Annotated in this window: 13 protein-coding genes; 10 read left to right on the forward strand and 3 right to left on the reverse strand. The window is 43.4% G+C overall.

All coding sequences use genetic code 11. From position 1 onward, the window contains the following. Position 1: 1 nt before the first annotated feature. The 3 genes from WKU26_RS00795 (at position 2) to WKU26_RS00805 (ending at position 5,350) form a co-directional block, all read left to right on the forward strand. Complete coding sequence (locus WKU26_RS00795) at positions 2–1,213, forward strand: cofactor-independent phosphoglycerate mutase (RefSeq protein WP_340320528.1); 1,212 nt, start codon at positions 2–4, stop codon at positions 1,211–1,213. Between the two features lie 4 nt (positions 1,214–1,217). Beyond that, positions 1,218–2,519, forward strand: coding sequence for a threonine synthase (gene thrC / locus WKU26_RS00800; RefSeq protein ID WP_340320529.1), 1,302 nt, complete (start codon positions 1,218–1,220; stop codon positions 2,517–2,519). A 173-nt stretch (positions 2,520–2,692) separates the two neighbouring features. Then, positions 2,693–5,350, forward strand: a complete 2,658-nt coding sequence (locus WKU26_RS00805) for a glycoside hydrolase family 2 protein (RefSeq protein ID WP_340320530.1) — start codon at positions 2,693–2,695, stop codon at positions 5,348–5,350. Between the two features lie 681 nt (positions 5,351–6,031). Here the strand turns inward: WKU26_RS00805 and WKU26_RS00810 are convergent. Then, positions 6,032–7,207, reverse strand: coding sequence for a MalY/PatB family protein (locus WKU26_RS00810; protein WP_340320531.1), 1,176 nt, complete (start codon positions 7,205–7,207; stop codon positions 6,032–6,034). Positions 7,208–7,258: 51 nt separating this feature from the next. After that, complete coding sequence (locus tag WKU26_RS00815) at positions 7,259–8,941, reverse strand: sialidase family protein (protein ID WP_340320532.1); 1,683 nt, start codon at positions 8,939–8,941, stop codon at positions 7,259–7,261. A gap of 871 nt (positions 8,942–9,812) precedes the next feature. On the opposite strand from WKU26_RS00815, the gene WKU26_RS00820 reads away from it, so the two are divergent. The 7 genes from WKU26_RS00820 (at position 9,813) to WKU26_RS00850 (ending at position 16,819) form a co-directional block, all read left to right on the forward strand. Then, positions 9,813–10,655 carry a prephenate dehydratase gene (locus tag WKU26_RS00820; protein WP_269876997.1) on the forward strand — a complete coding sequence of 281 codons (843 nt, stop codon included), beginning with the start codon at positions 9,813–9,815 and terminating at the stop codon, positions 10,653–10,655. Further along, complete coding sequence (locus WKU26_RS00825; protein ID WP_269876998.1) at positions 10,630–11,814, forward strand: pyridoxal phosphate-dependent aminotransferase; 1,185 nt, start codon at positions 10,630–10,632, stop codon at positions 11,812–11,814. Before WKU26_RS00820 ends, WKU26_RS00825 begins: the two co-directional genes overlap by 26 nt. Before the next feature lie 42 nt (positions 11,815–11,856). After that, positions 11,857–12,924 carry a bifunctional 3-deoxy-7-phosphoheptulonate synthase/chorismate mutase type II gene (locus WKU26_RS00830; RefSeq protein ID WP_178265750.1) on the forward strand — a complete coding sequence of 356 codons (1,068 nt, stop codon included), beginning with the start codon at positions 11,857–11,859 and terminating at the stop codon, positions 12,922–12,924. Positions 12,925–12,935: 11 nt separating this feature from the next. Beyond that, entirely contained in the window at positions 12,936–13,709 is a 774-nt protein-coding gene (locus WKU26_RS00835; protein WP_178265751.1) for a prephenate dehydrogenase, read from the forward strand. 184 nt (positions 13,710–13,893) lie between these two features. Continuing rightward, the gene (locus WKU26_RS00840) at positions 13,894–15,300 is read left to right on the forward strand and encodes an amidophosphoribosyltransferase (RefSeq protein WP_340320533.1); all 1,407 of its coding nucleotides are present in this window, start codon (positions 13,894–13,896) and stop codon (positions 15,298–15,300) included. Between the two features lie 143 nt (positions 15,301–15,443). After that, positions 15,444–15,983 (forward strand): peroxiredoxin family protein, encoded by a 540-nt coding sequence (locus WKU26_RS00845; protein WP_178267318.1) that lies wholly within the window; start codon positions 15,444–15,446, stop codon positions 15,981–15,983. Positions 15,984–16,018: 35 nt separating this feature from the next. Further along, entirely contained in the window at positions 16,019–16,819 is an 801-nt protein-coding gene (locus WKU26_RS00850; RefSeq protein WP_445323195.1) for an N-acetylmuramoyl-L-alanine amidase family protein, read from the forward strand. A 431-nt stretch (positions 16,820–17,250) separates the two neighbouring features. Here the strand turns inward: WKU26_RS00850 and clpB are convergent, their stop codons facing one another. Next, on the reverse strand, positions 17,251–19,839 hold the full coding sequence (clpB, locus tag WKU26_RS00855) for an ATP-dependent chaperone ClpB (RefSeq protein WP_269877004.1): 2,589 nt from the start codon (positions 19,837–19,839) through the stop codon (positions 17,251–17,253). Positions 19,840–19,963: the final 124 nt, after the last annotated feature.

A 19,963-nucleotide genomic window follows, 5' to 3' on the forward strand; every position in this document is an offset into this window, starting at 1 on the left:
GATGAAACACATTATTATATTAGGCGATGGCATGGCCGATTGGGCCGTACCTTCATTGGGAAACCAGACTTTGTTGCAGTATGCACATACACCGTATATGGATAAACTGGCCGCAATGGGGCGTTGCGGTATGTTGAAAACAGTAGCCGATGGATTTCATCCGGGGAGCGAAGTTGCCAATATGTCGGTATTGGGGTACGATTTGCCTAAGGTATACGAAGGGCGCGGGGTGCTTGAGGCTGCAAGTATAGGGGTTGAACTTTGTCCGGGGGATTTGGCCTTGCGCTGTAATATAGTATGTGTGGAAGGGGAAACCTTGAAAAACCATTCGGCCGGACATATTACCACGGAAGAGGCTGATGTGCTGATTCGTTATTTGCAGGAACATTTGGGTACGGACCGTATTCATTTTTATACCGGAGTACAGTATCGTCATCTGCTGGTAATAAAAGGAGGAGATAAAAGATTGGTTTGTGTACCTCCTCACGATATTCCGTTGCAGCCTTTTCGTCCGAATATGGTGCGTCCGGCTTGTGCAGAGGCAGAAGATACTGCACGTTTGCTGAACGAGCTGACACTCCGTTCGCAGGAACTGCTGGCTTCTCATCCGCTGAATCTGAAGCGAGTGGAAGAAGGAAAAGATCCGGCAAACAGTATCTGGGCATGGAGTCCGGGCTTCCGTCCGCAAATGGAGCCTTTGTCACAGAAATATCCGGAGATAAAGAAGGGAAGTGTCATTACAGCTGTCGACCTGATTCGGGGAATTGGCCGTTATGCAGGTTTACGCTGTATCGATGTAGAAGGAGCAACAGGACTCTATGATACGAATTACGAAGGAAAGGCACATGCGGCTATCGAAGCTTTGCGGACAGACGATTTTGTGTATTTGCATGTCGAAGCAAGCGATGAGGCCGGTCATGAGGGAAATGTAGCCTTGAAATTGCAGACGATAGAAAATCTGGATAGCCGTATTGTAAAACCCGTATACGAAGTTGTGAAAGAATGGGACGAACCGGTAGCGATTGCTGTGTTGCCCGATCATCCTACTCCTTGTGAGTTGCGTACTCATACAGCCGAACCGATTCCTTTCCTTATTTACTATCCGGGTATAGAACCCGATGAGGTGCAGACATACGATGAAGTTTCCTGCAAACAGGGGGCGTATGGCACACTTGAGAGAGATGAGTTTATGAATGAATTTATGAAATACTGACCTTATGAAATACTATAGTACCAATAAAAAGGCTCCTTGGGCCACACTGGAAGAAGCGGTAGTAAAGGGTCTTGCTGCCGATAAAGGCTTGTATATGCCGGAAGTGATAAAGCCGTTGCCTTCTTCCTTTTTTGAGGAAATAGAAAAAATGTCTTTTCAGGAGATTGCCTGTCGGGTAGCTGATGCGTTCTTTGGCGAAGATGTACCGGCGGAAACTCTGAAACAGATTGTATACGATACATTGAGTTTCGATACCCCTGTCGTTCAGGTAAAAGACAACGTATATGCATTGGAGCTCTTTCATGGTCCTACATTGGCCTTTAAGGATGTGGGCGGACGTTTTATGGCTCGCTTGCTGGGGTATTTTATCCGGAAAGAAGGTAAAAACCAAGTGAACGTGCTGGTTGCTACTTCCGGTGATACAGGTAGTGCCGTAGCCAATGGTTTCCTGGGAGTGGAAGGTATTCATGTGTATGTACTGTATCCGAAAGGTAAGGTCAGCGAGATACAGGAAAAGCAGTTTACTACATTGGGGCAGAATATTACCGCTATCGAGGTAGACGGTACATTCGACGATTGCCAGGCATTGGTGAAGAATGCTTTTATGGATAAAGAATTGAATGAACACATGCAGCTGACTTCTGCCAATTCCATCAATGTGGCACGTTTCCTTCCTCAGGCTTTTTATTATTTCTATGCTTATGCGCAGATGAAGAAAATAGGCAAGGCAGACAATCTGGTGATTTGTGTGCCCAGCGGTAACTTCGGTAATATTACTGCCGGACTCTTCGGAAAACGGATGGGATTGCCGGTGAAACGTTTTATTGCAGCTAATAACCGGAATGATATCTTCTATCAGTATCTGAAGACAGGAGAATATCGCCCTCGTCCGTCGGTATCGACTATTGCTAATGCAATGGATGTGGGAGATCCCAGTAACTTTGCCCGTATTCTCGATTTGTATGAAGGAAGTCATGACGCAATTGCTTCAGAAATCAGTGGTGAAACGTATACCGATGAGCAGATACGTGATACTGTACAGCAGGTATACGAAGAAACCGGTTATCTGCTCGATCCGCATGGAGCGTGTGGCTACAAGGCTTTGGCACAGGAATTGAAAAACGATGAATATGGTGTCTTCCTTGAAACGGCCCATCCGGCTAAGTTCCTTCAAACAGTAGAGGGTATCATCGGACATGAGGTAAAGATTCCTGAAAAACTTCAGGCCTTTATGAGAGGTGAAAAACAGAGTGTACCGATGTCGAAAGAGTTTTCTGCTTTCAAGAATTATTTATTGAAACAGTAATGGAAACAGTTATAGACTTCCTGTCGAGTGATTCGTCAGGAAGTTTTTTTATGTTTTTACAGAGGCTCTTTCCATTAGATAGACTCTGTCTTTATAAGGAATGACAACTGCCGATAATTTGGTTTTTTACGATAAAAATGTACCTTTGTTTTCACTTTACGAATCTTTATTACATGAAAACACAGGTACGATTATTGGTAATGGCAGTTTGTCTGCCTTTATTGGGTTTTGCGCAGAATGGGGTACAGGTTGTGTTACCAGAAGCTGGAAGCAAAACTTTATTACATGAGGGTTGGTTTGCCCGTAGGGCAGCAGAAATTGGAGAAGATGGAAACAGACTTACTTCAGGATGTTTTGATTCATCAGGATGGTTGCAGGCGAAAGTACCGGGAACGGTGCTGACTACCTTGCTGGAGAACAAGTTGTTTCCTGTTCCCGAGTTTGGATTGAATAATGAGAAGATACCGGATATCTCTGCCGTGGGGCGGGATTTCTATACTTATTGGTTTGTCCGTCCTTTTACAGTTTCTTCAGTAGATTCAGGAACACATGTATGGCTGAATTTCAGAGGCATCAATTATAAGGCTGAAATTTATCTGAACGGAAAGCGTGTCAATACTACGACTCATGAAGGAATGTTCTTACGCCAGACTTACGATATTACTTCTTATTTGAAAAAGGATTCTGTAAATGTATTGGGAGTATTGGTTTTCCCTCCCGATCATGTAGGAGTTCCTAATGGAGGACAGGGAGGTGACGGACAGATAGCCCGAAACTGTACGATGCAATATACTCCCGGATGGGATTGGATTCAGCCCGTACGCGACCGTAATACCGGAATCTGGGATGAAGTTTCTATTACCACGACAGGAGATGTTTGTGTAGATCATCCGTATGTGGTAACGAAAGTACCGGGAGTACGCCGTCCGAGTGACACCAAACAGGCTCCGGCTTATTTGGAAACATCTGTGGAGGTGAAGAATGTATCGGCTCAACCTAAGAAAGGGATATTGAGGATGGTGTACGAAGGACGAAAGCTGGAAGAGCCGGTGAGCTTGCAGCCTTATGAAACCAAAACAGTCGAACTTGACAGACAGACTTTGAAGAATCCGTCTTTGTGGTGGCCGAATGGAATAGGAACTCAGCCTTTGCATCAGATTTCTTTTTCGTTTGTAATGGATGGGGAAGAAACGGATTCTGAGAATGTACGTTTTGGTATTCGGGAAATAACTACACGCAAAAACCCTCATAACGGAGGCCGTGAGTTTTATGTAAACGGTCAGCCTATATTTATGACCGGTGGCAATTACATCGATTCCGACTGGCTGCTTCGTCTGTCTCCTGAACGATATGAGCACGACGTGCGTTTTCATGCTGAAATGAATCTGCGTATGATACGTGTGTGGGGAGGTGCCTTACTGGAACGTCCTGAATTTTATGAGGCTTGCGACCGTTATGGTATTCTGGTATTCCAGGATTTGTGGGGAAGCGGAGACTGTAATGGAGCATGGGAAGACCTTACGAAACTTGACTCCAGAGAGCGTCGCTGGGAATATCCGGATAATCATGCGTTGTTTTTGGCTTCGGCAGAAGACCAGATTAAAATGATTCGTAATCATCCGAGCCTTTGTTTCTGGTGTGGAGCGAACGAGTGGCCTTTGGCTAAGGATATAGATCAGGCTTTGCAGGAAGATATTCTTCCTCGTTTGGATCCGAATCGTCTGTTTGCCCGTTATTCTACCGATTCTACTTTTACCCGCAATTTACTGGGTGATAATGGAGACGGTCCTTATGGCATTCAGGAACCGGAATGGTTCTTTACTTTCCGTTCTCATCCTTTCAATCCGGAAGTTGGTTCGATAGGTTCGCCCGAAGTCGAAAGCTTCCGTGCTTTCATGCCGGAGAAAGATTTAAAGGAATTTCCCAGAAACGGAAGAACACGTAATCTGAATTGGCGGTATCACAAGGATTTAGGCTATGGAGATCATCTGGAACGTTATGGAGAGCTACATACCATTGAAGATTATTGTAAATATGCGCAGGTAGTCAATTATGACCAATACCGCAGCTTTATGGAAGGATGGGCTTCGCACATGTGGGACTGGTATACCGGGGTACTGATTTGGAAAACTCAAAATCCATGGACTGCATTGCGCGGTCAGATGTACGATTGGTTTCTCGATGTCAATGCTTCTCTTTATGGAACTCGTAAAGGATGCGAACCGATTCATCCGTTTTATAATCTGATCACAAAAAAAGTGACTTTACTGAATACGACGGTTGAAGAGAAGAAAGGATTGGTTGTAAAAGCGCAGTTGTTTACACGCGATGGAAAGGAATGTTGGAAGGAAGAGAAAACATGTGATGCGTCGGCCAATGGGTTAAATGATTTGTTTGAAGTTCCGCAGCCAGAAGCGATAAAAGGTGTGTATTTCTTGAAACTGACCTTGCTGGATGCAGAAGGAAAACAACTGACGGATAATATTTATTGGCTGACTACAACTCCCAAAGATTATCGTACATTGGCAGAATTGCCTGTTTCTCGTCCGGATATACAGGCTTCGCTGGTAAAGAATGAAAACACGTATAAGGGAAAGATTAACTTTACAGGTGACAGTCGTATCAGTTTCTTCAATCGTATTAAACTTTTCGATAAGGAAACTGGCGAGCGGATTCTTCCGGTACATTATTCTGATAATTATGTCACACTGATGCCGGGAGACAAACGTTGTATCTGTTTTGATTTCTGTTCCGAGTTGCCCAAAGAGAGAATACAGATGGTGGTAGAAAGCTGGACACAAGATAAAGTGGTTATAGACGACTGGAAATAAGAAAGACTTCGGAACACATTACCACAGAAAGGAAAAGCCTTGAACCGGAAAGATAATGAAAACGGTTCAAGGCTTTTGTCATATTGATAGGAATATTGAATGTTTTGCATTAAAAAATGGGAAAATGCTGTTTTTCGATAACCCGTATTTGGGATAAAAAGTTCGCTCACAGTGTCAAAAATCCCTTTTTAGGGCTAGAAAACCTCCTTAAAACATGTTATAGGGCAGGTTTATGGAACCTTTTCCAGAGGAAAATACGACCTGTATCAGGCGGTAACAATACTTGAAACGAGGGCTTACGGTACTAGAATCGTTGTCTTACGCGATTAGTCGCGTTGGCTGATGCTTCTTTTTGCTTGTTTTTACCTGTTTTCGGGGGATTTCTGATGCTTTTTCGAAGCAGATTTTTTCATTTTTTTAAGTGATAAAAGGCTGCTTATTTCTTGATTCTTCGATACCGGAATATATAGTATACTTCTGTTTATGTTATTTGGACGGATAAAGGCAGGAATATCTGTCTTTCTGTATTTTTATAAGGGTCGAAAAACAGCCGAATTTTCCACGACTTCTGTATCGGTGGTCAAATAACGCCGTATAAAGGCATCTGAATTGACATTTTGTAAATAACGTGAATTCTAAGACTTTTGCAAGTAAAGTCTCAGAATTCACGTTGTTTATATTCTATTCCGGCAATTGCTGATAAGCTGAATGAAGTTGTTTCATGGCTTGTTCAAGAATAGAGCGGGGAGAACCGATGTTCATGCGCATAAAGCCAATCCCTTCTTTGCCAAATGTCTTTCCGTCATTCAAAGCCAAATGAGCTTTTGAAACAAACCAATCGTTGAGCGCTTCCTGACTGAGTTTCAAGTCGCGGCAATCCAGCCATACAAGATAAGAAGCCATCGGAACTATCACCTTGATTTTGGGCATGTGGGTGTGAATATAATCAGTTACATAATCAATGTTTCCCTGTATATAGCTTAATAATTGTTCCAGCCATTCTGTTCCATTTGAATAGGCAGCTTCCACAGCAGGAAAGGCAAATACGTGTCCACCATTCAGTTCGCAGGATTCCAGATAAGCTTCAAATCGGGCTCTTAATCCTTCATTGAAAATAACGGTGTGTGAGGCCGACACTCCTGGCATGTTGAAAGCTTTGCTGGGCGACATGAAAGTCACGGAATTGTTACGGGCTTTTTCTGAAACCATAGGGAAAGGAAGATGCTGACGGGGAGGTAAGGTCAGGTCGGCATGGATTTCATCGGACAATACAATCACATTGTCGTCTGCACAGACTTCAGCTATGGTTTCCAGTTCTTCTCTTGTCCATACTATACCACCCGGGTTATGAGGATTACATAAAATTAAGGCGCGGATTCCTTTTATAGACCGGCGGAACAGGTCTAAATCCATCCGGTAATGTCCATCTTCCAGACGAAGCGGGCATTCTACCAACCGGCGGTTATTGCGTGTAACTAACCAAAAGAATGGAGGATATACAGGAGGCATAATCATAATCTTGTCTCCAGGCTGAGTCAGAGCATTGATGGCCATTCCCAGTCCGGGTACGATACCGGGTACATAATTCAGCTGTTCTTTGCTTACCTCCATGTGGTATCTCATTTTCATCCAGCCAATAATAGCCTGATAATAGCTGTCCGGCTTACAGGTATAGCCCAGTATGGGATGTTCGCAGCGTTTTCGTATGGCATCAAGTACAAAAGGAGGAGTAGCAAAGTCCATATCGGCTACCCACAATGGGATAAGGTCTTCGCGTCCCCAGATTTCTTTTACTTCATCTGTTTTGACTGAAGCAGTACCCTGCCGGTTTATGATTTGGTCGAAGGAATTATTCATAATCTTAATTTTATGGTTATAAATTGATTAATTTGTTTTTTGAATGCTGATTTACTTGTTTTGAGGTTTTCCTCCATATACTCGGTCGATCCAGACTCCAGCCTTGTCGGGAGTGTGACCTCCTATCACATGTAGGTAAGAAATACCGTGTTCGGTGGGTTTGTTCAGAGGAATCGTTCCATGTTGCTTATCGTCTACGTATACTGTTGCCATTTGGTTCTTTTCCCACGATACACGGATTTTATGCCACTTTTTATCGTTGATTTTCAGTCGGTCTCTTTGCAGTGGTAGGATGTACATACTTTCATGTCGGGCTACCGTATCGGTTGGATTGAACCAACGGTCGTTCAGGACAAGGTCGATATGAGCGATATCGGTATCCAGTCTGAGATGTACTTCGACTTCTCCATCTGGTGAAGCCGGAAAATTCCATAAGGCTCCTTCGTTGTCTTGTACTAGTGAGTCGTTTGGTGTATATCCGATATGGAGTGCTTTTGCTTGAGTACGGTCCGGATGAGGCTGTAGTAAGGGAGCTTCCTGGCGGTTGTAGCAGCAGTGTCCGGTAATACCTTTGTAGTACCGGAATGCGGACCATTGCTCGAGTCCGTCACTGAAATCGCAAGAACGTTCGGTTTCGTAAAGCCAGTCTACATCGAACAGAATCATTTTTCGGCATTGACGATGTTGGCCAATGGAGGTTAAAACCTTGCCGGGAGCTACTTCCACTGCCTGCACCTGATGTACACTTTTATCTTCTCCCATTTTTGTGTTGCCAAAATGAGAAGAGTTCCGTTCCGGGTTCAGTAGCAGTTCGCGGAATCCTTTCCAGGTCCTTCCTTCATCTTCTGACAGAGCCACATGCACGGCATCACGATTGGTGAAGACATCATCCCATATCCCGTTGGCTGTCGGCAGTTCGGGCAGTGGAGTGGTATTGCACCAGAAAAAGAGAATTCTTCCGTCAGACAGCCGGAACAACGTAGGCATGGTAATGGTTCCGTAGAAAGGCGAAGGGGTAGCTTCGCTCCATGTCTCTCCTCCGTCTTCGGAAAAAGACTGGTAATGCTTGTCTTGTGAAGTGCGTATAATCATCCATAATCGTCCGTCGGACAGTTCCAGTACAGTCGGTTCTACTGCACCGTGGTTCCAGCGTATGCCTTGATGAAATCCTCCTTTCTCGTGTAGTGGTACCGTAACCTGTTGAGAAGCTTTCCAAGAGCGTCCATCGTCGTCGGAGTAATACACAAAAGCACCGCTTCTGTCAGTTCGGTGCGCTCCTGACACAATTCGTTTACCATCTCGGATAAAGAGAGGAGGCTTGTTCATGATTCCCGGCTTGTCGTCTATCTTCACGATGGAACGTCCGCCCTCCAGTCCTCCTTCCGTACGCATGGCGTATACTCCTTGAGCCGTACAGAAAAGACGGATGTATTCGTGGCTCACTGGCGAACGCTGGTCGGCATAAGGAAGTTCATAAGGCAAGTAGACTGTGTTCCAACTGTGCCCACCGTCTCGACTGGATAGATAGAGAGGACGTTGGTCGACAGCGTGAGCTCCGTAATTGTAATGTCTGATTTCCCCGTCTTCCATGAGCGACAGTCCGATGAAGGCATCGGAAGGAGGGATACCGACCACGGTCGGTGCCAAACTGTCTTCCGAAAGGTGTTGCGGAAGCACTGTCTGAAAGGAGAATAGGCAAGTAGCCAGACAGCTATAGGCAATAAGGTTTTTCATTTCAGGTTTTGTTTGATTTCTTACAAGCCGGAATATGGTATGAACCGCATATACGGCTTATCTTGTTATTCTTCTTTTTACAAAAATACAATCTTTTCTATATATTTGTTGCAGGCTGTTGATATAAGTTGGAAAGAACAGGTTAGTCTATGTGAAAAATTCTCTCGGTTTTTATCCGGATGTGTTCTGCATACAATAGGTTGACTCCTTTTAGGTAAGAAGTAATAGGTGCCGTATTTTCCCGTTTACTTTTGGTATCTCCTTTGGGATTGTCTGATCGTCAAAGAACAGAAAAAGAGAAGTAGCTGGAACAGGGGGATGGTACGGCTTTTTCATGCACTATTTTAGTTGTTTTTGTGTCTGTCTGAGAACAGATGCGCAGAATGAAGTTATCTTATTTCTTTCTGCTCTGCCTGCTGTAGCTTGTAAAAAAGGGGACGGAGCGTTACTTTGGCTATTTAGAGTAAATGGGAGTTGGGAAGCTCAACGGCGTTCTATTTTTGAACCCAAAAAGCTGTATGTTTTTTCTTGATCTCTATTGAAGGGACATTTGACTGTAGTTGTACTTCTTTCTTGTAAAGAAATCTTTTGAAATGAGTCTGTGAAATACGTAAACTGAAAAAAGAATAGAAATTTTTCGCATTATGCTTGTTTTTTCGAGAAAAACATTACATTTGCAAGCGTAAAGACAATAATGCAAGATTTATGAAAACATTTGCGACATACTTCTTTTTCTTTTTTTATTACTTTTACTTTAGCAATAAGGTAGAAGCGGGAGTTCGCATGTGTACAGTAAGATAAATGATAAGTGAAAATATAACGAATCCCGCTTCGTAAAGAAGTCGGGATTTTTTTTTATAGATATGATTATATGAAAAAGATAGCTATACAAGGGGTTCCAGGCTCGTATCATGATATTGCAGCTCATAAATATTTTAAAGATGAAGAAATTGAACTGATATGTTGCAATACGTTTGAAGAGGTCTTTGAACAGATGCGTAAAGACAGTAAGGTGATAGGACTTGTAGCCATTGAAAATACGATTGCAGGAAGTTTGCTTCACAATTATGAATTATTGAGAGAAAGTGGAGCAACCATCATTGGAGAACACAAGTTGCGTATCAGTCATAGTATCATGTGTTTGCCCGATCAGGATTGGGACGATTTGACTGAAGTGAATTCTCATCCGGTAGCATTGGCCCAGTGCCGTGAGTTCTTGCAGCATCATCCGAAGCTGAAGGTTGTAGAAACAGAAGATACTGCCGGTAGTGCCGAAAACATCAGTAAGCATCAGTTGAAAGGCCATGCTGCTATCTGTTCCAAGTATGCGGCCGAATTGTATGGAATGAAAATCTTGCAGGAAGGCATTGAAACAAACAAACATAATTTTACCCGTTTCCTGGTTATTGCCGATACTTGGATGGCAGACGAACTGAAAGACCGCTCGAAAGTAAACAAAGCCAACATCGTATTTTCACTTCCGCATACAGAAGGAAGCCTTTCACAGGTTTTGTCTATCTTTTCATTTTATAAGATCAATCTGACCAAGATACAGTCGTTGCCTATTATCGGTCGTGAATGGGAGTATCTGTTTTATGTGGATGTAATGTTTAACGATTATTTGAGATACAAACAAGCTATTGATGCGGTAATGCCGCTTACCAAAGCACTTAAAATATTAGGAGAATATGCAGAAGGAGAATCTACACTATAATATACAGCCTGCCGACAGACTGGCTAATGTAAGCGAATACTACTTCAGCCGTAAGTTGAAAGAAGTAGCGCGTATGAATGCGGAAGGAAAGAATGTAATCAGTCTGGGTATCGGAAGCCCCGATATGCCACCTTCAGAAGAAACGGTACGTGTCTTGTGTGAAAATGCCCAGAAACCGGATGCTCATGGTTATCAGCCTACGGTGGGTATTCCTGAGTTACGTCAGGCTATGGCCGACTGGTACAAGCGCTGGTATAACGTTGATTTAGATCCTGCTACGGAAATCCAGCCTCTTATCGGCTCTAAGGAAGGTATTTTGCATGTGACGCTGGCATTGGTGAATCCGGGAGATCAAGTGTTGGTTCCTAATCCTGGCTATCCTACCTATACATCATTGAATAAAATATTGGGTAGTGAGATTGTCAACTATAACTTAAGAGAAGACAACAACTGGCAGCCGGACTTTGACGAGTTGGAGAAAATGGATTTGAGTCGTGTAAAGATTATGTGGACCAACTATCCCAATATGCCGACAGGAGCAAATGCTACAATGGAACTGTATGAAAAACTGGTAGACTTTGCACGCCGTCATAATATTGTCATAGTGAACGACAATCCTTACAGCTTTATTCTTAACCGGAAGCCAATCAGTATCTTGAATGTGCCGGGAGCAAAGGAATGCTGTATTGAGTTCAACTCGATGAGTAAGAGTCACAACATGCCGGGATGGCGTGTCGGTATGCTGGCTACCAATGCTACTTTTGTACAGTGGATTCTGAAGATTAAGAGTAATATCGATTCGGGTACGTTCCGACCTTTGCAGTTGGCTGCAGCACAGGCGTATCATAACAGTGCCGAATGGCATGAAGAAGCCAATATTCAGGTATATAGCCGACGCCGGAAACTTGCAGAAGAAATCATGCGTGTCTTGGGATGTACCTTTGATGAAAACCAAGTGGGCATGTTCCTTTGGGGACGTATTCCCGATACTTATGGTGATGTAGAGGAACTGACCGAGAAAGTCTTGCATGAGGCACGGGTATTCATTACTCCGGGATTTATCTTCGGAAGCAATGGCAAACGCTACATTCGTATTTCGCTTTGTGCCAAAGAAGAAAAACTGGCAGAAGCTTTAGAAAGAATCAAATCTGTCTTATAAAAAGTCAGATAAATAAAAACGAACAACAAAAAAGATAAAGATATGGAACTGAATTTACAACCCATCGAACTGGAAGGTGTTTCAAAAGAACGCCCCATGGTGATAGCAGGCCCTTGTAGTGCCGAAACAGAAGAACAAGTAATGTCAACTGCCACACTTTTGGCTAATAAAGGTGTGAAGATTTTCCGTGCCGGTATCTGGAAACCGCGTACAAAACCAGGAGGCTTTGAAGGTATCGGAGTGGATGGTCTGGCATGGTTGAAACGTGTCAAACAGGAAACAGGTATGTACGTAGCAACAGAAGTGGCTACAGCCAAACACGTATACGAGTGCCTGAAAGCCGGTATCGATATTTTGTGGATTGGTGCCCGTACAACTGCCAATCCGTTTGCTGTACAGGAGATTGCAGATGCATTAAAAGGAGTAGATGTTCCTGTATACGTAAAGAATCCGGTCAATCCCGATCTGGAACTTTGGATTGGAGCTTTGGAACGTATCAATAATGCCGGATTGAAGAGACTGGGAGTAATCCATAGAGGTTTTTCTTCTTACGACAAGAAGATTTACCGCAATCTTCCTCAATGGCATATTCCTATCGAATTGCGCCGTCGTATTCCTAACTTGCCTATTCTGTGCGACCCGAGCCACATTGGAGGTAAGCGTGAACTGATTGCTCCGCTTTGTCAGCAGGCAATGGATTTGGGCTTCGACGGTCTGATTGTAGAAGCACACTGCAATCCGGATGCGGCGTGGAGCGATGCTGCACAACAGGTTACTCCGGATATTCTGGATTATATTTTGAACTTGCTGGTTATCCGTAAGGAACATCAGTCTACAGAAAATCTGAATGAACTTCGTCATCAGATTGACGATTGCGACAATGAACTGATGGAGATTCTGGCTAAACGTATGCGTGTATGTCGTGAAATCGGTACATTCAAGAAAGAGCATAATATGACCATTCTTCAGACCGGACGTTACAATGAGATTCTTGATAAGCGTGGAGCACAAGGAACTCTGTGTGGAATGGATGCAGACTTTGTAAAGCAAGTGTTCGAAGCTATCCATGAAGAAAGTGTACGTCAGCAGATGGAAATTATTAATAAATAAGAAAAGAGACGATGAAGATATTGATATTGGGAGCCGGAAAGATGGGATCTTTCTTTACTGATGTGTTGAGTTTTGACCATGATGTAGCAGTATATGATGTAGATGCCAAGCGCCTTCGTTTTATGTACAACTGTTATCGTTTCACCTCGATAGACGAAATACAGGAGTTCGGACCAGAGCTGGTTATCAATGCAGCGACGGTCAAATATACATTAGAAGCTTTTCGTCAGGTTCTTCCAGTGTTGCCAAAAGATTGTATAATCAGTGATATTGCTTCGGTAAAGACAGGACTGAAGGAGTTTTACGAACAGAGCGGATTCCGTTATGTTTCCACACACCCTATGTTTGGTCCTACATTTGCCAACTTGGATAAGCTGAGTACAGAAAATGCGATTATTATCAAGGAAGGAGACCATTTAGGTAAGATTTTCTTCAAAGATTTATATCAGCGTTTAGGACTGAACATTTTTGAATATACCTTCGAAGGACATGATGAAACAGTAGCATATTCATTGTCCATACCTTTTGTCTCTACCTTTGTTTTTGCAGCTGTAATGAAGCACCAGGATGCACCGGGTACCACATTCAAGCGTCATATGGCTATTGCGAAAGGAGTCTTGAATGAAGACGATTATCTGTTGCAGGAAATTCTATTCAACCCCCGTACACCTGCCCAGGTAGAGGGAATTCGTACCGAGTTGAATGAACTCTTGGATATTATCAGCAATAAAGATACCGAGGGAATGCGTGCCTATCTTAGCAAGATTCGAGATAAAATAAAGTAAATATCAATTCATAAGAAAGAAGTTATGGAAAATGCCGTTATCGTAAGATTGCGGCATTTTTTTATTGGGGATTGCAGTTGATGGATATTTTTTTCATGTTTATGTTTGTTCATGATTATGACTTTTCTTTTTTTTCGTAATTTTGCCCTCTCAATCAAACAATAATAAAACAAACAATAAAGGAATGGGTGGTTTTTTCGGAACAGTCTCTAAGGCTGAATGCGTAACCGATTTATTCTACGGTACGGATTATAATTCACATTTAGGAACAAAACGCGCCGGTATGGCTACATATGCCGAAGGCGAAGGATTCACGCGGTCTATACACAGTCTTGAAAGTTCTTATTTTCGTACGAAATTTGAAGCAGAACTTCCTCAGTTTAAAGGAAAGTCGGGAATAGGTGTCATTAGTGATACAGATCCGCAACCAATCATGATCAATTCTCATTTAGGACGATTTGCTATTGTTACGGTAGCCAAAATCAACAATACTGCTGAACTTGAGAAGGAAATGCTAGATGCGAATATGCATTTTGCGGAAATGAGCATGGGAAAGACCAATCCTACCGAGTTGATTGCCTTGCTTATCGTACAGGGAAAAGATTTTGTAGATGGTATTGAAAACGTATTCAATAAGATAAAAGGTTCGTGTTCAATGCTGATTCTGACAGAAGACGGTATTATTGTGGCGCGTGACAAATGGGGACGTACTCCTATTGTGATAGGTAAGAAAGAAGGTGCCTACGCGGCTACAAGCGAATCAAGCAGTTTCCCTAACTTGGATTACGAGATTGAACGCTTTGTAGGTCCGGGAGAAATTATCCGGATGCGTGCCGATGGATTGGAACAATTGCGCAAGCCCAATGAGAAAATGCAAATTTGTTCATTCCTGTGGGTATATTACGGATTCCCTGTATCCTGCTATGAAGGAAAGAATGTAGAAGAGGTTCGTTTTGCAAGTGGTTACAAGATGGGAAAGACCGACGATTCGGAAGTAGATTGTGCATGCGGTATTCCTGATTCGGGTGTAGGTATGGCTTTAGGTTATGCCGAAGGAAAAGGAATTCCTTATCACCGTGCTATTTCAAAATACACTCCTACATGGCCACGAAGCTTTACTCCAAGCAATCAGGCAATGCGTTCTTTGGTCGCTAAGATGAAACTGATTCCAAACCGTGCCATGTTGCAGGGAAAGAGAGTCTTGTTCTGTGATGATTCTATCGTACGCGGTACACAGCTTCGCGATAATGTAAATGTACTGTACGATTACGGAGCAAAAGAAGTACACATGCGTATTGCTTGTCCTCCACTTATTTATGGTTGTCCTTTTATCGGATTTACTTCTTCGAAAGGAGATATGGAACTGATTACACGCCGTATTATCAAGGAAATAGAGGGAGATGAGAATGCAAAACTGGCACAGTATGCAACCACCGATTCACCAGAGTATAAGGAACTGGTAGAGCGTATCCGTGCACGTTTCGGACTGACTTCTTTGAAGTTTAATACATTGGAAACATTGATTGAAGCAATTGGATTGCCTAAGTGTAAGGTTTGTACGCACTGTTTCGACGGTTCAAGTTGCTTTTGATGAATAGAGAATGATTTAGATATTTAATTCGTAAGCTTCTTCCATAGCCTGATGAAGGAATGGGAGAAGCTTTTTTTATGGATATTGGCATATTCCGTCATTTTTCCGTAAGTTTGTCAAAGAAAATAAAGGAGAATATAAAAATGAGAAAGATTGTATTATTGGTAGTTGGGATAATAAGTTTATTGGTTGGTACATCTGGCTATGCACAGCAGCAGACTCCGGATGCGGTAGGTTATATTGTAAAAGTAGGAGAGGAAGCTCCCGATTTTGAAATGACACTTACCGACGGACAGAAGGTACGTCTTTCCGATTTGAGAGGAAAGGTTGTGATGCTTCAGTTTACAGCCAGCTGGTGTGGAGTTTGCAGAAAGGAAATGCCTTTCATCGAACGTGATATCTGGAAGAAACATAAAGATAATGCAGATTTTGCTCTTTACGGTATTGACCGCGACGAGCCTTTGGAGAGAGTGAAGAAGTTTGCAGAACAGACCGGAGTGACTTATCCGTTAGGCCTTGATCCGGGTGCAGATATTTTTGCTCTTTATGCAGAACGGAAGGCTGGAATTACCCGTAATGTATTGGTGGGTAAGGATGGTAAGATTGTGATGATGACCCGTTTGTACAATGAAGAAGAGTTTGCTTCATTGTGTAAGAAAATCGATGAATTGCTGAAAGACTGAGTATGAGATACGTATTGATATTGCTGTGCTGGCTTATGTGTTTGCCGGCTGTTTCTCAGAAAAAGAAGAAAGCAAACTATGAGCCTTTATTTGGAAAGGCACAAGCATCGTATCCGGTTATTTCGAATTCGCTGAAAGGTACAGTCTTTTATCTGGTGAGCGGGCATGGTGGTCCCGACCCCGGATGTATCGGAAAGTATAAAGGAAAGGAGTTGCACGAAGATGAGTATGCTTACGACATCATACTCCGATTGGGACGTGAACTGTTGAAGCGGGGAGCTAAAGTACACTTTATTATTCAGGATGCGAAAGACGGCATTCGTGAGCATGCTGTATTGAAGAACAGTAAGCGGGAAACCTGTATGGGAAGTCCTATTCCTTTGAATCAGGTAGCACGCCTGCAACAGCGCTGTGATGCCATTAACCGGATTCATCGTAAGGAGAAAAGCAGTTATAAGCGGGCTATCTTTATCCATGTAGATAGTCGTGGAAGACGGAATCAGACCGATGTGTTCTTCTATCATGCGCCGGGAAGCACGTATGGAAAGCGTTTGGCAAACCGGATACAGAGTACGTTCCGTGCCAAGTACGACCGTCATCAGCCCAATCGTGGATTTGACGGAACGGTGAGCGAACGAAATTTGTTCGTATTGCGTAAAGCAATGCCTATTTCTGTATTTATGGAACTGGGAAATATACAGAATGCTCAAGACCAGAAGCGTTTGGTTATAGCCGACAACCGTCAGGCACTTGCCAACTGGATAACCGAAGGTATTGTGGCCGATTATCAGAGTTTGAAAAAGGCTACTGCTTCAAAGAAAAAAACGAGGAAATAAATCATCGGAGCAATACAGAAATTGCTTTTTGAATAAGAAGACATTGTTGGTGTACTTTTTTATCAAAACAGAGACTATCTCACTTCATTCTGGGATGGTCTCTGTTTTCTTTAATATAAATTTATGATTCTATTTACTGGCTTAAAACGACGACGTCGGCTGTACATTTGCCCACGTTGAATGTACAGCCAACGGCGACAAACGGACATCCAACGACCGCGTTTAAAGCTTCTGACATTCATTGTTATCTTTTTATTCCTGCTGCACTGTTTGTCATTTCAATAAATTTCTGTTCGGTTTCAGGTGAAAGCGCAATTTATACCGTACAATTACGGTATGACGGACTTTCCTGATGCAGGGAATATCCGGATACAAAAAAGGCTGTTTCAAAATAGTTTGAAACAGCCTTGCTTTTATTTAAGTAGAAAGATTTAGTTACGGAACTTCAGTGCTTCACCACTACGTTCTACGATAATCGGTTTGCTGCGGTCTACTTCCTGAGACAGAAGTTTCTTTGACAAATCGTTCAACAGGTAACGCTGGATTGCACGTTTTACCGGACGGGCACCAAACTCAGGATCGTAACCGGCTGTGGCGATAAAGTCGACAGCTTCGTCGGTCATCTGGAGGGTTACTCCGTTTTCTTCCAACATCTTCTTAATACCGTTTATCTGCAAGCGGACAATCTGTTCAATCTGCTCTTTGTTGAGCGGTTGGAACATGATGGTCTCGTCGATACGGTTCAAGAATTCCGGACGAATGGTCTTTTTCAGCATATTCATCACTTCCGCCTTGGTCTCTTCTACAATCTGATCGTGGTTCTGGTCGTTAATCTTCTCGAACTGACTCTGAATGTAGGCACTGCCCAAGTTGGATGTCATAATGATGATAGTATTCTTGAAGTTGACTGTACGTCCTTTGTTGTCGGTCAGTCGACCATCATCCAATACCTGCAGCAGGATGTTGAACACATCCGGATGAGCTTTTTCTATCTCATCGAACAATACTACAGAATAAGGTTTCCGGCGTACGGCTTCGGTAAGCTGTCCTCCTTCATCGTAACCAACGTATCCCGGAGGCGCACCAATCAGACGAGACACGGTATGTTTCTCCTGATACTCACTCATATCGATACGGGTCATCAGTGTTTCATCGTCGAACAAGTATTCGGCCAAAGCCTTTGCCAATTCGGTCTTACCAACTCCGGTAGTACCCAGAAAGATAAATGAGCCAATCGGACGTTTCGGGTCTTGCAATCCGGCACGGCTACGACGTACGGCGTCGGCTACAGCCTGAATGGCTTCGTCCTGACCTATGACACGGCGATGCAGTTCGTCTTCCAGATGCAGCAGTTTCTCACGTTCGCTCTGCAACATTTTGCTGACCGGTATTCCTGTCCAGCGTGATACAACATCAGCAATGTCTTCGGCGGTAACTTCTTCCTTAATCATGGCATTGTCTCCCTGTTTGTGCTTCAGGTCGTCCTGGATATGTTTGATTTCATCTTCCAGTGCTTTGAGCTTGCCATATCGTATTTCGGCTACTTTTCCGTAGTTGCCTTCACGTTCAGCCTTATCAGCTTCAAACTTCAGGTGTTCAATTTCCTGTTTGTTCTGCTGAATCTTGTTGACCAGTTCTTTTTCGCTCTGCCATTTAGCCTTATAAGAAGTTTCCTGTTCTTTCAACTCTGCGATTTCCTTGTTCAGTTGAGCCAGTTTAGCTTCATCTTTTTCGCGTTTGATGGCTTCGCGTTCTATCTCGAGCTGTTTCAGACGACGTTCTATTTCATCCAGTTCTTCCGGAAGTGAGTCACGTTCCATACGCAGTTTTGCAGCCGCTTCATCCATCAGGTCGATGGCCTTATCCGGCAAGAAACGTTCTGTAATGTAACGGTTACTCAATTCTACGGCAGCAATGATAGCTTCGTCTTTGATACGTACCTGATGATGGTTTTCGTACCGTTCTTTCAAACCACGAAGGATAGAAATAGAACTCAGTGTATCCGGTTCGTTGACCATTACGGTCTGGAAACGACGTTCCAAAGCCTTATCCTTTTCGAAATACTTCTGGTATTCGTCCAATGTAGTGGCACCGATACTTCTCAGTTCTCCTCTCGCCAATGCCGGTTTCAAGATATTGGCTGCATCCATTGCACCCTCTCCTTTACCTGCACCTACCAGCGTATGGATTTCATCGATGAACAGGATGATGTTTCCGTCCGACTGAGTCACTTCGTTGATGACCGATTTCAAACGTTCCTCAAACTCACCTTTATATTTGGCACCGGCTACCAGTGCACCCATATCCAGTGAGTACAGTTGTTTGTTCTTCAAATTCTCCGGTACATCACCTCTTAAGATACGCTGTGCCAATCCTTCTACGATAGCTGTTTTACCTGTACCCGGTTCACCTATCAGAATCGGATTATTCTTGGTACGTCGGCTCAGAATCTGCAATACACGTCTGATTTCCTCGTCACGTCCGATAACAGGGTCGAGTTTTCCGTTTCGTGCAGCCTCTATCAGGTTGATGGCATACTTGTTCAAAGACTGGTAAGTATCTTCGCTGGATTGTGAAGTAACTTTCTGTCCCTGTCTCAGTTCACTGATAGCAGCACGCAGTTCCTTGTCGGTCATACCGGCATCTTTCAAGATAGTGGCTACCGTACATTTTACGTTCAGTAAAGCCAGAATAATGGCTTCCAGTGATACATACTCGTCGCCCAGCTCTTTAGAGAAGCTGACCGCTTTCTGAAGTACCTCGTTAGCATCCCGGCTCAGGTAAGGTTCTCCTCCCGAAACCTTAGGAAGGGAAGCTATCTGCTTGTCGAGAACCATGGCTACTTGCTGGCTGTTCATTCCCAGTTTCTGGAAGATGAAGTTGGTTACATTTTCACCTACCTTCAACACTCCTGCCAGCAGGTGTTCCGGTTCGATGGCCTGTTGTCCCATGCTTTGTACAAGGTTGACAGCCTGTTGAACAGCTTCCTGCGATTTGATTGTAAAGTTGTTAAAGTTCATATAGTTTCTCCTTTCTTTTATCTTGTTTTAGGGTGTCGTCCGGAGTAGGGGAATTACCTTGTCCGTTGCACGACGCTAATAGATTCTCAAAATCTTTGCCAATGTCGGAAAAGAAGATAAAACT

It is taken from the genome of Phocaeicola sp. HCN-40430, from assembly GCF_037890285.1.
Classification (GTDB): Bacteria; Bacteroidota; Bacteroidia; order Bacteroidales; family Bacteroidaceae; genus Phocaeicola; species Phocaeicola acetigenes.

Coding starts and splice junctions, on each gene's coding strand:
- WKU26_RS00795 (WP_340320528.1), top strand. CDS start 2: ATGAAACACATTATTATATTAGGCGATGGCATGGCCGATTGGGCCGTA.
- thrC (WP_340320529.1), top strand. CDS start 1,218: ATGAAATACTATAGTACCAATAAAAAGGCTCCTTGGGCCACACTGGAA.
- WKU26_RS00805 (WP_340320530.1), top strand. CDS start 2,693: ATGAAAACACAGGTACGATTATTGGTAATGGCAGTTTGTCTGCCTTTA.
- WKU26_RS00810 (WP_340320531.1), bottom strand. CDS start 7,207: ATGAATAATTCCTTCGACCAAATCATAAACCGGCAGGGTACTGCTTCA.
- WKU26_RS00815 (WP_340320532.1), bottom strand. CDS start 8,941: ATGAAAAACCTTATTGCCTATAGCTGTCTGGCTACTTGCCTATTCTCC.
- WKU26_RS00820 (WP_269876997.1), top strand. CDS start 9,813: ATGAAAAAGATAGCTATACAAGGGGTTCCAGGCTCGTATCATGATATT.
- WKU26_RS00825 (WP_269876998.1), top strand. CDS start 10,630: ATGCAGAAGGAGAATCTACACTATAATATACAGCCTGCCGACAGACTG.
- WKU26_RS00830 (WP_178265750.1), top strand. CDS start 11,857: ATGGAACTGAATTTACAACCCATCGAACTGGAAGGTGTTTCAAAAGAA.
- WKU26_RS00835 (WP_178265751.1), top strand. CDS start 12,936: ATGAAGATATTGATATTGGGAGCCGGAAAGATGGGATCTTTCTTTACT.
- WKU26_RS00840 (WP_340320533.1), top strand. CDS start 13,894: ATGGGTGGTTTTTTCGGAACAGTCTCTAAGGCTGAATGCGTAACCGAT.
- WKU26_RS00845 (WP_178267318.1), top strand. CDS start 15,444: ATGAGAAAGATTGTATTATTGGTAGTTGGGATAATAAGTTTATTGGTT.
- WKU26_RS00850 (WP_445323195.1), top strand. CDS start 16,019: ATGTGTTTGCCGGCTGTTTCTCAGAAAAAGAAGAAAGCAAACTATGAG.
- clpB (WP_269877004.1), bottom strand. CDS start 19,839: ATGAACTTTAACAACTTTACAATCAAATCGCAGGAAGCTGTTCAACAG.